This is a genomic window from Rahnella sikkimica (assembly GCF_002951615.1).
GTDB lineage: Bacteria > Pseudomonadota > Gammaproteobacteria > Enterobacterales > Enterobacteriaceae > Rahnella > Rahnella sikkimica.
This window is the reverse complement of the sequence record NZ_CP019062.1, coordinates 4,419,813-4,431,004: the sequence shown is the minus strand read 5'-3', so window position 1 is coordinate 4,431,004 and position 11,192 is coordinate 4,419,813. Positions and strand designations below refer to the sequence as shown.

Sequence of the window (11,192 nt, the reverse complement as noted above, 5' to 3'; positions counted from 1 at the left end):
AAGAATACTGTATATAAACACAGTATCTGGCGAGGGGAGAAAATGGAAAACCAGACTAAACAACAGCTAACGTTGTCCAGGATACAATTGATCGCAGACATTTCGCAGACAGCGCAATGCAATCCAAAAGAATTTCTTGTTGTGATGTCACTGATTTCAGAGCTGGCTGGCCAGGCTCTGACCGGTGAGGATCAGGACGCTCTCTGTTACAACGGGAGCGCTGACGAAGCTCACTGAAAACCTGTTCTGCGGCGGTACTTCTCTATTGTGGCGCTTATTCTTCCGGCTTCTGTTCGGACTAAGCGCCCCGCCATTTCCCCCTTCTACATTCCCTGTTGTGCCATACGTTTAACAACCCTCTCAGATTGCTGCCTCCGGCCATATTCCGCAGACTGATTTCACCTCCTGACGATTTCACTCACTTGCGGAGAAACCCGATGAAATTCTATGCAGAACAGGGCGACACCCTCGATGCCATGTGCTGGCGTTATTACGGCCGCACCGCGGTTGTCGTGGAAAAAGTGTACGCCGCCAATAAAGGTATCGCGGACTTAGGCCCATTATTGCCTCACGGCACCGCCGTTGAAATGCCCGACATCGCTGAACAACCGGTTCAGGAAGCGATCAAATTATGGGACTGAATACTGAACGCATCAGCTCGGCCTGCGCTTATTTCATCGCCACGTCGCTGACCTGGCTGGCGGGTCTGACGTCGCAGGATGTGGCCTTTTTAGTTGGCTCCGGCGTGGGCGTCGGGACTTTCCTCGTCAACTGGTATTACCGGCGAAAAAGTTTACAGCTTCTGGCCCGCAGCAACCTGAATCCGAATGCCTATGAAGACCTCAACTCTTAAGCGGTGCAGCGCCGCCGTCGTTCTGGCGCTGATGGCGTCGCTGCCTGGTTATCACGCTTTACAGGTTTCGGAAGAAGGACTGCGGTTGATAACGGATTTTGAAGGCTGCCAGCTGCAACCTTATCAGTGCAGCGCGGGCGTCTGGACCAGCGGCATCGGCCATACGGCAGGCGTGGTGCCCGGAAAAACGATCAGCGAGCACCAGGCGGCTGAAAACCTGTTGCAGGATATCCGGCAAACCGAGCGCGCCGTCAAAAAGTGTATGCCCGGCGATATGCCGCAGCCGGTCTTTGATGCCCTGGTGTCATTTAGTTTTAACGTCGGCACCGGCGCAGCCTGCAAATCCACGCTGGCGTATTTCATTAACAAAGAGCAATGGCGGCAGGCCTGCGAACAACTTCCACGCTGGGTTTTCGTGAAAGGCCAGCGCAACAGCGGGCTGGAGCGCCGGCGAAACGCTGAACTTACCGTCTGTCTGAAGGGGATTGAATGAGAGCAATACTGGCGCTTCTGGCGGGAATGGCCCTGTTAATCCTCATCCTGCTGCTTTCCAACCGTTCGTTGCAGCATGACCTCACCAGTGCAGTTCAACAGCAAGACGCGCTGACCGCGCAGCTACACCAGCGGGATCAACTGATTACCGAGCTGAATCAGCAAATGCAACAACGTGCCGAAGCCGAACGGGCATTGCGTCACGATCTGAGCACCGCCGCACAGGTGATGCAGTCCAGAGAACAGGAACGGCAAAGGAGCCTTCATGACAATCCGCAATCGCGCCTGTGGGCTGACACTGATTTGCCTGCTGACGTTAACCGGCTGCACGACCGGCCAGCCTTCAGCTCCGCCAGCGATTATTTACGTTGGTTGTCCGGCGGTCAGATCCTGCCCGATCCCGTCCAGCCATCCGCGCACTAACGCGGCGCTGAGCGCCGATATTCTCCAGCTGGAATACGCACTGCTGAGCTGCGGCCTGCAGATTGAGACCATTAAAAAGTGTCAGGAGGCACAACATGCAAAAACCACTACAGCTAAAACAACGGCTGATTGAGCAAATTCCCTTTTTCCAGTCCGCGCCTGAAAAGCTGGTGACGACCACTGGCGCAGGAAATATCGTCGCCACATCGGCCTCTTCATTGTCCTTCGAATACCGCTATCCGCTGACGTTAAGCGTCAGCAACGACAACGCGCCCGATGAAAGTCTGACAGACCAGATGGTGGTCGCCATCCTCGACTGGCTCCGGGTTAATCAGCCTGAAATTCTCGGCAACGCGACACACCGGCTGACCGATTTTGCGTTTGTACAACCGGGCGCAGCGCTGTCATTCACGCTGCAACTCACCGAGCGGGTTCAGGTCGCCGATGAAAATGGCGTCCGGACGATCACTCATCTGCATGAACCGCCGCTGCCGGAGAACGTCGCGTTGCCGCGCCAGGTTTACCTCAACGGCGAACTGATCAGCAGCTGGACCGAATAACCCGATAGTAACTGTTGTGCCATCCGCTGGCAGACGGCCATCAGTTGTCGCTCAACCCTGTGAAACGGCATCCTTTATCCCATGAATACAAACTTTCAACTCAACGACATCATGCGTCTGATTGGCAATCTGGTGCGCATCGGAACGGTGTCTGAACTGGATTTACCCAACGCCCGCTGCCGCGTCACGACCGGAAGCAACGTGACGGCGTGGCTGCCGTGGATGACTCACCGCGCGGGCCGCACCCGCAGCTGGTGGGCACCCTCTCCGGGCGAACAGGTTTTACTACTGTCGATGGGCGGCGAGCTGAATACTGCGTTCGTCTTACCGGCCGTGTTTTCCAATGCTTCACCGGCGCCGTCGGCTTCAGCTGATGCCCTGCATCTGGCCTTCCCGGACGGCGCAATTTTCGAGTACGAACCGGCGAACGGTGCCCTGAAAGTCAGCGGCATCAAAACGGCGGTGATCAGCGCATCGCAGGAGGTGGATGTCACCGCACCGGAAATCCGCTGCACCGCCAGCACACGCATCACGCTGGATACACCGGAAGTCGTCTGCACCCGCAAACTGACCACCGGCTCTCTTGAAGTGAAACAAGGTGGCACGCTGACCGGCAATTTAACCCACAGCGGCGGCAGCCTGACGTCTAACGGCATCGTGGTACATACCCATCGCCACAGCGGTGTACAAACTGGCGGCGGTCAAACCGGAGGCCCGCAATGAGTAATCCAAAGTACCTGGGGATGAACAAAAACAGCGGCACGGCGATTGAAGACTTCGATCATATCCGCCAGTCCGTCAGCAACATTTTGAACACACCGGCCGGTTCCCGAGTGATGCGCCGGAACTACGGCTCACTGCTTTCATCGCTCATCGACCAGCCGCAAAACGACGCACTGCGCCTGCAAATGATGGCGATCTGCTACACCGCGTTGCTGCACTGGGAACCGCGTATTTCACTCACGGCCATTACTTTTGACACCGATTACACCGGCAAAATGGTCGTGGAACTGACCGGAAACCGTCGCGATACGGCATCCGATTTTTCTCTCAATATTCCTGTGAGCTGACACTATGGCAACAATCGATTTGAGCCAGTTACCGGCCCCTGATGTGGTCGAAGTGCTGGATTATGAAAGCCTGTTTGAAGAACGGAAAACCACGCTGATTTCGCTGTATCCCGCCGATCAGCAGGAAGCCATCAGCCGCACGCTGACGCTCGAATCCGAGCCGCTGGTCAAACTCTTGCAGGAGAATGCCTACCGCGAACTGATCCTGCGCCAGCGGGTCAACGAAGCCGCCCGCGCGGTGATGGTGGCGTATGCCACGGGCAGTGATTTGGATCAGCTGGCGGCGAACAACGGTGTCCAGAGGCTGGTTCTGACCCCGGCAGATAATACGACGCTCCCGCCGACGGCAGCGGTAATGGAAAGCGATGCAGATTTTCGCAGCCGCATTCCTCAGGCATTTGAAGGAATGAGCGTCGCGGGCCCGTCCGGTTCTTACGAGTTTCACGGCCTTTCCGCCGACGGTCGCGTTGCCGACATTTCGGTGATCAGCCCGTCTCCGGCCAATGTGACGATTTCCGTATTGTCGCGGGAGGCGGATGGCATTGCCCCAGAAGACTTGCTGGCTAAGGTCCGTATTGCGCTCAACGACGAAAATGTGAGGCCGATTGCGGACCGTGTTCTGGTGCAGTCTGCCAGTGTCGTCCCTTATAAAATCGATGCGACATTGTTCCTCTACCCCGGCCCTGAATCAGAACCGATTACCCTGGCTGCGGAAGAAAAACTGAAATCCTATATCAGCGATCAGCACCGTTTAGGCCGCGATATCCGCTTATCCGCCATTTATGCGGCTTTACACGTTGAAGGCGTCCAGCGCGTCGAACTCGCCCAACCGGCTGCGGATATCGTGCTCGATAAAACGCAGGCGTCCTATTGCAATCACTATTCCATCACGGTCGGAGGCTCCGATGAGTGACAGGTTACTTCCCAGCGGATCTTCGCCGCTGGAACTGGCCGCCGCACAAGCCTGCTCTGAACTGGCGCAGATCAGCGTTCCCCTCAAAACGTTGTGGAACCCGCAGACCTGCCCGGCCAAATTCCTGCCTTATCTGGCCTGGGCGCTTTCCGTTGACCGTTGGGACAGCGAATGGCCAACGGCGACCAAACGCAGCGTCATTCAGTCGGCGTGGTTCATCCATCAGCACAAAGGCACGATCAGCGCGATTAAGCGCGTGGTCGAGCCGCTCGGCTACGTCATCAATGTCAGCGAATGGTGGCAGACCGATGATCCGCCGGGCACGTTTAAGCTCGATATCGGCGTCCTCGAATCCGGCATTGATGAAGCGATGTATGAAGAAATGGAGCGGCTGATTGATGACGCCAAACCCGCCAGCCGCCATCTGATTGGCCTGACCATTACGCAAGATGTTCCCGGCACAATTTACCTGGGAACAGCTGCCTATGACGCCGAAATACTCACTGTTTACCCGAACTGATAAGGAATCTTATGAGCAAATTTAAATCAGTCGTCACCGCTCTTGGACAGGCGCGGATTGCGTCGGCGATCGCGAGCGGAAAAGACGTCAATATTACCCAGCTTGCTGTGGGCGACGGCAATGGCAGCGCAACGACGCCTTCCACAAGCCAGACGGCACTGGTGCATGAAACGTATCGTCTGCCGCTAAACTCCATCAAGACCGACAACAAAAATGCTAACTGGATCATCGCCGAGGCGATTATTCCCGCCAGTGTGGGCGGTTTCTGGATGCGCGAGATGGGCCTGTTTTCATCCGAAGGAGAGCTGATTGCCGTCAGCAATATGGCGGACAGCTATAAACCGACACTCGAGGAAGGCTCCGGTCGCACACAGACATTACGCATGGTGATAACGGTTACCGACACTGACGCGGTAACCCTGACGATAGACGACACGCTGGTCATCGCCACCGAAGAATACGTCAATAACCTGCTGGCCGAACACGAAGCCTCACGGCGACACCCGGACGGAACGCTGACCGCAAAAGGATTTGTGCAGCTGAGCAGTGCGGTCGACAGCGCCAGCGAGGTTCTGGCGGCAACGCCGAAGGCAGTGAAAACGTCTTATGACCTGGCAAAATCTGCGAATGATAATGCTAACGGGCGCGTACCTGTCACCAGGAAAATAAACGGTAAAGCTTTAAATGCTGATTTAACTTTGGTGGCAGGTGACGTAGGTGCTTATAACATCACTGAGTCAGATAACAGATTCGTAAACGTGAGTGGCGATACAATAAATTCGTTAGTTGTTTCAAATGAACTGACGCTAAACGGAAAAGGATTAGTCACTAAGAATGGCTCCTATTCTGTGAATGCTAATACAAACACAACAAATGGATTCCGTGTTCAAGGCAATGGGGGTCAGTTTGCCGATACTTATTTTGAAGAAACAATAGGCCAATTTGCAGCTTTAGGAATTCATGTATCCTCTGGCGGCGCAGAGGCCTATTATGCATTCCGTAATGGTGGTTCACTACATCTTAATGGCCCAGATGTATATCTCCAGTTAGGCCCAGCTGTCCATTATACCGACGGGAACATTTATGGTTCACTATGGAATGGGTACCTTAATAATTGGCTCGCAGCCAATAATACTAATCTCCACAACGATGCCCAAAACCTGGCTAACATTGCTGAAAATAATGTCCGTAACTGGGTATATGGGAGCTTCGTTTCTGATATCAGACTCGCTGCTTCTGCCGAGTTCCAGGAGCGTAGTAATAACGAAAGAATGGGCGGCGGAGTTATGACTTCATTCAAAGATGCCGGAAGCTCTAACTATTGGATACGACTTCGCCCTCTCCAAAAGGCAGTCGGTGGCGCTTGGTACACAGTGGGGTACGCATGAAAATTAATAAATACGGTCCTTTTACATTACGTCATGACCTCACCGATGAAGAAAAAATATTAGCCACAACTCACTCGGTAAATTTTATTGGTGATAGCCTGGGCAATGACTGGTATCAGTTACAAAAAAAATTCTCAGAGGATTCGTTAAAAATAGTATATGACGAACCCAATGGGCTTATAATTTCAGCAAGCTATGACATAAGCACTCTTTGGCCACAGTCATTTAATATCGCGGAGTTAGATTCCGCACCTGATAATTTCACTCTACCAGTTACTGGTGGATGTTGGACATTTGATGGTGAAAAGATTGTTAACCGAATTTACTCCAAATCTGAGAGCAAAGAAATTGCTGTCGAAAAAAAGAAACAGTTATTAAATCAGGCCACCAATATAATCATGCCATTACAAGATGCAAAAGAACTTTTAATGGCGAATGAGAATGAGCTAAAAACCTTATCAAACTGGATAATTTATCGGATTCTCGTAAATAGAATTGATACATCCACCGCCCCCAATATCACCTGGCCAGAAATACCGGCCTGATCTCAGCCCCTTCGGGGCTTTTTTATTGTCTTAATTCAGACCGCCCCCCTCTGTTGTGCCATTCCTCCCACGCCTGCCATCGAATGCGCTTTCTTTTGTGAACCGGCATCCTTGCTTCACCACCCACAACAGAGAGAGTCGACCTGATGGCTGATTATCATCACGGCGTACGCGTCGTCGAAATCAACGACGGCACCCGCGTTATTTCCACCGTTTCAACAGCAATTATCGGCATGGTGTGTACTGCAGAAGATGCGGATGCCACTGTATTTCCCCTCAACACGCCGGTTCTGATCACCGACGTCCTGGCCGCCAGCGGTAAAGCGGGCACTGCGGGCACGCTGCGTGCGGCACTGCTGGCGATTGCTGACCAGTGTAAACCAGTCACCGTCGTGGTTCGCGTTGCCACCGGTGAAGATGAAGCGGCGACCACTACCAATATTATTGGCGGTTCTGATGCCAATGGCCGTTACACCGGCATGAAAGCGCTGCTTTCCGCACAGGCTGAACTGGGCGTAAAACCGCGTATTCTGGGCGTTCCGGGGCTGGATAATCAGGCCGTTGCCACGGCGCTGGCGGGCGTTTGCCAGCAGTTGCGCGCTTTTGGCTATGTCGGCGTATATGGCGCAAAAACCATTTCCGATGCCATCAAGTATCGAGACAACTTCAGCCAGCGCGAGCTGATGCTGATCTGGCCTGATTTCGTGAACTGGAATACCACCACCAGCAAGCCTGATGTCGCTTACGCAACGGCCAGAGCATTAGGCCTGCGCGCCAAAATTGACCAGGAAACCGGCTGGCACAAAACGTTATCCAACGTAGGCGTCAATGGTGTTACCGGCCTTTCTGCCAGCGTCTTCTGGGATTTGCAGGCCACCGGCACTGATGCCGATCTGCTGAACGAAGCCTGCGTAACCACGCTGGTGCGCAAAGACGGTTTCCGTTTCTGGGGCAACCGTACCTGCAGCGATGACACCCTGTTCCTGTTCGAGAACTACACCCGCACCGCGCAGGTTCTGGCCGACACCATGGCCGAAGCGCACATGTGGGCGGTCGATAAACCGATGACCCCGACGCTGGTCCGCGACATGATCGACGGTATCAAAGCCAAACTGCGTGAAATGAAATCAGCGGGTTACATCATCGACGGCGACTGTTGGTACGACGAAACAGCGAACACCGCTGCAACCCTGAAAGCCGGCAAATTGTATATCGATTATGACTACACCCCGGTTCCTCCACTGGAAGATCTCACCCTGCGCCAGCGCATCACCGACTCTTATCTGGTGAATTTCGCCGCGTCCGTAAACAGCTAAGGAGACAATAACTCATGGCACTTCCTAAGAAATTGAAATACCTGAACCTGTTCAACGACGGGAACAGTTATCTGGGTCTGGTCTCTTCCCTGACCCTGCCAAAACTGACCCGCAAGCTGGAGAACTATCGCGGCGGCGGCATGAGCGGTTCGGTCGCCGTGGACTTCGGTCTGGACGACGACGCGCTGACGCTGGAATGGGCCATCGGCGGTCTGGATGAACTGGTTTTACAGCAATGGGGCAGCACGTCGGATATCCCGCTGCGCTTTGCCGGTTCCCTGCAACGTGACGACACCGGTGACGTTTCGGCGGTTGAAGTGATGATGCGTGGCCGCCACAAAGAGTTTGATTTCGGCGAATACAAACAGGGCGAAGACACTGAAACCAAAGTCACCACGCAGTGTACTTACTTCAAGCTGACCATCGACGGTAAAGAGCTGATTGAGATCGACACCGTCAATATGGTGGAAATCGTCAATGGCGTTGACCGTCTGGCGGAACACCGCACCGCGCTCGGTCTGTAATCCCCTTCCCTGAGCCGGCAGAACCTTGCCGGCTTCATCGCATCCAACAGGAAAAATCATGAGCCAGACTGAAAATAATATTGTCATTTTGGATGTTCCGCTAAAACGCGGCGAAACCGAAATCACCGAAATCCAGGTTACTAAACCGACAGCGGGCAGCCTGCGCGGCATCGGTCTTGCAGCGCTGGCCAATGCGGATGTTGACGCATTAATCACTATTTTGCCGCGCATCACGATGCCCAATCTGACCAAAGAAGAATGCGCACGCCTTGAATTGCCGGACCTGATTGCGCTGGCTGGCAAGGTGATTGGTTTTTTATCACCGAAACCGGAGGCGTAAAAATTGCGCCCCGCCTCACCGTCGATGACCTGATGGCAGACATCGCGGTGATCTTCCACTGGCCGCCGTCCGAAATGGGCGGCATGTCGCTGACGGAGCTCCTGAACTGGCGGCATAAGGCTTTGCAACGCAGCGGAGTAAAAACTGATGAGTAATCTCGAACAATTACCCACGACGCTGGGAAAAATGAACGACGAACTGGCGTCGCTGCGCAAGGCGACGGCCAACGTCTGGCAGACCTATACGACGGTACCCGACAAGAATTTATTCAGCACGATGTCGCAAGATATTACTGATGCCTCTTTATCGCTCCACGAGTCGGTTTTTTCTCCGGATAAAGCAGCGGAAAAACAGGCCTTTCGCGGCGTAAAAACAGCCGCGAACGATCAGTCCGGGGAGGAGCGCCGCCAGCAACGCCCGATTTTGATCGAACAAAAAGGGCTGGAAATCGGGAGGCAATTTAAGAAACGCGAACAGCAAACCGGACAACTTAAAAATGCAGCTTCATCGGCACTGGCTTTTGCACAACCGAAACTCGAGCTGGCCAAAAGCGTTCTCAAACCCGGCGCAGATTTTGAGGCCGGGCTTTCCGAAGTTCAGTCTCTGCTCCGGCTGAAAAATGGCGATCCGCGCATTGTTGCGCTGCGCCAGCAGGGGCTTTCTATGGCGGCCTCCGGCCATGCGCCTTCTGAAGTCGTGACAACACAAAAAGACCTGGCCACAAAAGGCATGAATGCCGATCAGGTTCTGGCGCAAACGCCTGGCGAACTGAATGGCGTCACGCCCGAAGCACAGATGGCCGTGTCGGTGAAAGGCGACAATCTGGATGGCGACATCAAAAAGCTGTTCGCAGGCTGGGACACGCTGCGCATCAATTTGTTTGAAGGCCAGAATTCAGCGCTGCGTGAACTGACGCAGACGGCGGCCGGTTGGCTAAGCACGCTTAATACCTGGATTACTGATAACCCGCAGCTGGTGAATTCGCTGCTCGGGCTGGCATTAGGAGTCACCGGGATTATTGGCGGGTTGGGCTCGCTGGGTGCGATCATTGCGCCGGTTCTGAGCGGTGTGAATATGCTGATCGCCGGTGCCGGTCTGTTAGGCACCATTTTCACCGGCACCGGCGGCGCGATTGCCGCAGCTTTCGCCGCCATCGGGCTTCCGCTTCTTCCCGTCATCGCGCTGATTGCCGGTATTGGCATTGCCGTCGTAAAACTCTGGGAACCGATCAGTGCCGTAGTTGGCGGCATAATTGAAGGCTTCAGTTCCGTGATGGGACCAGTCAGTGAAGCGTTTGCACCTTTCCAAAGCGCACTGGGCTGGATCACCGATTTGTTCGAACCGATAAAATTCAGTCAGGACGAGTTGAGTGGCTACACCAATATAGGCAAAGAAGTCGGCATCGCCATTGGCGAGGTTTTTGTCACGTTGAACAAGGCGGTTTCACAGATCGGCGAAATCTTTAGCTGGGCTAAAAAAGGGTGGGATTCCATTTTTGGCGGCGACGAGCCCGGCGCAGCCCCGGATGTTTCAACGCCGCCGGTAGAGAGAATTTCCCCTGCCGGTGGCGTTCTGAACATGTATCAGCCGGCAAAAACCAGCGTGGGGAATAACCTCACCGACAACCGGGCAACTACCGTCAATGTCAGTTTCACCGCCACACCGGATACCGATTCAAACCATCTCCGCGAGCTTATAGCCAGCACAATGAACGAGCGGGAATGGAACGCCACCAACGCCGGATACAGCCAGTTTACTAACGGAGGGTTTTACGGATGATGATGTCACTGGGTTTGTTCGTTTTTAAATTAAACACCCTTCCCTATCAGACTATTCACCGGGAGGTGAATTACAACTGGCAGGAAAATACCCGTATCGGGAAACGTCCGGTTTCCCAGTTTCTGGGGCTGGGAGAGGAGTCGATGAAACTCAGCGGGCTGCTGTTGCCGGAAGTCACCGGCGGAATACGCTATTTGCAAGTTTTAGAAGGGATGGCCAATTCCGGACGGGCGTGGCCTTTGATCGAAGGCAGCGGAACCCTTTACGGCATGTTTATTATCGAGAACGTGACGCACGACAACAGCGAGATTAATTCGAACGGTCAGGCACGGAGCATCAGCTTTTCGGTCCTGTTAAAACGCGTCGATGAATCTCAGGCGGCCATGTTTGGCGATCTGCTGGCTCAGGCCGAAGAGCTTTTTAACAAAGCCAGTTCGGCAGTCAGTAACTTCGTTAGCGGAGTCTAATC

The 11,192-nt window shown here is 54.0% G+C and carries 19 protein-coding genes; all 19 read left to right on the top strand.

Features of this window, described 5'->3' with window-relative positions:
• Positions 1 to 42: 42 nt before the first annotated feature.
• The 19 genes from BV494_RS20515 (at position 43) to BV494_RS20430 (ending at position 11,190) form a co-directional block, all read left to right on the top strand.
• The gene (locus tag BV494_RS20515; protein WP_104924493.1) at positions 43 to 237 is read left to right on the top strand and encodes a hypothetical protein; all 195 of its coding nucleotides are present in this window, start codon (positions 43 to 45) and stop codon (positions 235 to 237) included.
• A gap of 200 nt (positions 238 to 437) precedes the next feature.
• Positions 438 to 641 (top strand): tail protein X, encoded by a 204-nt coding sequence (locus tag BV494_RS20510; RefSeq protein ID WP_104924492.1) that lies wholly within the window; start codon positions 438 to 440, stop codon positions 639 to 641.
• Positions 632 to 853 (top strand): HP1 family phage holin, encoded by a 222-nt coding sequence (locus BV494_RS20505; RefSeq protein ID WP_104924491.1) that lies wholly within the window; start codon positions 632 to 634, stop codon positions 851 to 853. Before BV494_RS20510 ends, BV494_RS20505 begins: the two co-directional genes overlap by 10 nt.
• The gene (locus BV494_RS20500; protein ID WP_104924490.1) at positions 834 to 1,346 is read left to right on the top strand and encodes a lysozyme; all 513 of its coding nucleotides are present in this window, start codon (positions 834 to 836) and stop codon (positions 1,344 to 1,346) included. Before BV494_RS20505 ends, BV494_RS20500 begins: the two co-directional genes overlap by 20 nt.
• On the top strand, positions 1,343 to 1,768 hold the full coding sequence (gene lysB, locus BV494_RS20495) for an Rz-like lysis system protein LysB (protein ID WP_104924489.1): 426 nt from the start codon (positions 1,343 to 1,345) through the stop codon (positions 1,766 to 1,768). Before BV494_RS20500 ends, lysB begins: the two co-directional genes overlap by 4 nt.
• Positions 1,653 to 1,901, top strand: a complete 249-nt coding sequence (lysC, locus tag BV494_RS26110) for an Rz1-like lysis system protein LysC (RefSeq protein ID WP_226790096.1) — start codon at positions 1,653 to 1,655, stop codon at positions 1,899 to 1,901. Before lysB ends, lysC begins: the two co-directional genes overlap by 116 nt.
• Positions 1,864 to 2,328 carry a phage tail protein gene (locus BV494_RS20490; RefSeq protein WP_104924488.1) on the top strand — a complete coding sequence of 155 codons (465 nt, stop codon included), beginning with the start codon at positions 1,864 to 1,866 and terminating at the stop codon, positions 2,326 to 2,328. Before lysC ends, BV494_RS20490 begins: the two co-directional genes overlap by 38 nt.
• A gap of 81 nt (positions 2,329 to 2,409) precedes the next feature.
• A complete protein-coding gene (locus BV494_RS20485; protein ID WP_104924487.1) occupies positions 2,410 to 3,051 on the top strand; it encodes a phage baseplate assembly protein V in 642 nt (213 codons plus the stop codon).
• A complete protein-coding gene (locus BV494_RS20480) occupies positions 3,048 to 3,398 on the top strand; it encodes a GPW/gp25 family protein (protein WP_104924486.1) in 351 nt (116 codons plus the stop codon). The genes BV494_RS20485 and BV494_RS20480 overlap by 4 nt, the downstream gene beginning before the upstream one ends.
• Positions 3,399 to 3,402: 4 nt before the next feature.
• The gene (locus tag BV494_RS20475; RefSeq protein WP_104924485.1) at positions 3,403 to 4,311 is read left to right on the top strand and encodes a baseplate assembly protein; all 909 of its coding nucleotides are present in this window, start codon (positions 3,403 to 3,405) and stop codon (positions 4,309 to 4,311) included.
• Positions 4,304 to 4,831 carry a phage tail protein I gene (locus tag BV494_RS20470; RefSeq protein WP_104924484.1) on the top strand — a complete coding sequence of 176 codons (528 nt, stop codon included), beginning with the start codon at positions 4,304 to 4,306 and terminating at the stop codon, positions 4,829 to 4,831. The genes BV494_RS20475 and BV494_RS20470 overlap by 8 nt, the downstream gene beginning before the upstream one ends.
• A gap of 11 nt (positions 4,832 to 4,842) precedes the next feature.
• Entirely contained in the window at positions 4,843 to 6,219 is a 1,377-nt protein-coding gene (locus BV494_RS20465) for a phage tail protein (RefSeq protein ID WP_104924483.1), read from the top strand.
• The gene (locus BV494_RS20460) at positions 6,216 to 6,764 is read left to right on the top strand and encodes a tail fiber assembly protein (protein WP_104924482.1); all 549 of its coding nucleotides are present in this window, start codon (positions 6,216 to 6,218) and stop codon (positions 6,762 to 6,764) included. Before BV494_RS20465 ends, BV494_RS20460 begins: the two co-directional genes overlap by 4 nt.
• A gap of 146 nt (positions 6,765 to 6,910) precedes the next feature.
• A complete protein-coding gene (locus tag BV494_RS20455; RefSeq protein ID WP_104924481.1) occupies positions 6,911 to 8,080 on the top strand; it encodes a phage tail sheath protein in 1,170 nt (389 codons plus the stop codon).
• A gap of 14 nt (positions 8,081 to 8,094) precedes the next feature.
• A complete protein-coding gene (locus BV494_RS20450) occupies positions 8,095 to 8,604 on the top strand; it encodes a phage major tail tube protein (RefSeq protein WP_104924480.1) in 510 nt (169 codons plus the stop codon).
• A 58-nt stretch (positions 8,605 to 8,662) separates the two neighbouring features.
• A complete protein-coding gene (locus BV494_RS20445) occupies positions 8,663 to 8,944 on the top strand; it encodes a phage tail assembly protein (RefSeq protein ID WP_104924479.1) in 282 nt (93 codons plus the stop codon).
• Positions 8,945 to 8,976: 32 nt separating this feature from the next.
• Positions 8,977 to 9,099 (top strand): GpE family phage tail protein, encoded by a 123-nt coding sequence (locus BV494_RS20440; protein WP_104924478.1) that lies wholly within the window; start codon positions 8,977 to 8,979, stop codon positions 9,097 to 9,099.
• Positions 9,092 to 10,723, top strand: a complete 1,632-nt coding sequence (locus BV494_RS20435; protein WP_104924477.1) for a phage tail tape measure protein — start codon at positions 9,092 to 9,094, stop codon at positions 10,721 to 10,723. Before BV494_RS20440 ends, BV494_RS20435 begins: the two co-directional genes overlap by 8 nt.
• Positions 10,720 to 11,190, top strand: a complete 471-nt coding sequence (locus tag BV494_RS20430) for a phage tail protein (RefSeq protein WP_104924476.1) — start codon at positions 10,720 to 10,722, stop codon at positions 11,188 to 11,190. Before BV494_RS20435 ends, BV494_RS20430 begins: the two co-directional genes overlap by 4 nt.
• The last annotated feature ends 2 nt before the right edge of the window (positions 11,191 to 11,192 follow it).

Excerpts from the sequence above, each read along its gene's own strand:
- BV494_RS20500 (WP_104924490.1), top strand. The coding sequence starts at position 834 with ATGAAGACCTCAACTCTTAAGCGGTGCAGCGCCGCCGTCGTTCTGGCG.
- BV494_RS20445 (WP_104924479.1), top strand. The coding sequence starts at position 8,663 with ATGAGCCAGACTGAAAATAATATTGTCATTTTGGATGTTCCGCTAAAA.
- BV494_RS20490 (WP_104924488.1), top strand. The coding sequence starts at position 1,864 with ATGCAAAAACCACTACAGCTAAAACAACGGCTGATTGAGCAAATTCCC.
- BV494_RS20505 (WP_104924491.1), top strand. The coding sequence starts at position 632 with ATGGGACTGAATACTGAACGCATCAGCTCGGCCTGCGCTTATTTCATC.
- BV494_RS20440 (WP_104924478.1), top strand. The coding sequence starts at position 8,977 with ATGGCAGACATCGCGGTGATCTTCCACTGGCCGCCGTCCGAAATGGGC.
- BV494_RS20450 (WP_104924480.1), top strand. The coding sequence starts at position 8,095 with ATGGCACTTCCTAAGAAATTGAAATACCTGAACCTGTTCAACGACGGG.
- BV494_RS20510 (WP_104924492.1), top strand. The coding sequence starts at position 438 with ATGAAATTCTATGCAGAACAGGGCGACACCCTCGATGCCATGTGCTGG.
- BV494_RS20465 (WP_104924483.1), top strand. The coding sequence starts at position 4,843 with ATGAGCAAATTTAAATCAGTCGTCACCGCTCTTGGACAGGCGCGGATT.
- BV494_RS20475 (WP_104924485.1), top strand. The coding sequence starts at position 3,403 with ATGGCAACAATCGATTTGAGCCAGTTACCGGCCCCTGATGTGGTCGAA.
- BV494_RS20515 (WP_104924493.1), top strand. The coding sequence starts at position 43 with ATGGAAAACCAGACTAAACAACAGCTAACGTTGTCCAGGATACAATTG.
- BV494_RS20485 (WP_104924487.1), top strand. The coding sequence starts at position 2,410 with ATGAATACAAACTTTCAACTCAACGACATCATGCGTCTGATTGGCAAT.
- BV494_RS20435 (WP_104924477.1), top strand. The coding sequence starts at position 9,092 with ATGAGTAATCTCGAACAATTACCCACGACGCTGGGAAAAATGAACGAC.
- BV494_RS20480 (WP_104924486.1), top strand. The coding sequence starts at position 3,048 with ATGAGTAATCCAAAGTACCTGGGGATGAACAAAAACAGCGGCACGGCG.
- BV494_RS20470 (WP_104924484.1), top strand. The coding sequence starts at position 4,304 with ATGAGTGACAGGTTACTTCCCAGCGGATCTTCGCCGCTGGAACTGGCC.
- lysB (WP_104924489.1), top strand. The coding sequence starts at position 1,343 with ATGAGAGCAATACTGGCGCTTCTGGCGGGAATGGCCCTGTTAATCCTC.
- BV494_RS20430 (WP_104924476.1), top strand. The coding sequence starts at position 10,720 with ATGATGATGTCACTGGGTTTGTTCGTTTTTAAATTAAACACCCTTCCC.
- BV494_RS20455 (WP_104924481.1), top strand. The coding sequence starts at position 6,911 with ATGGCTGATTATCATCACGGCGTACGCGTCGTCGAAATCAACGACGGC.
- BV494_RS20460 (WP_104924482.1), top strand. The coding sequence starts at position 6,216 with ATGAAAATTAATAAATACGGTCCTTTTACATTACGTCATGACCTCACC.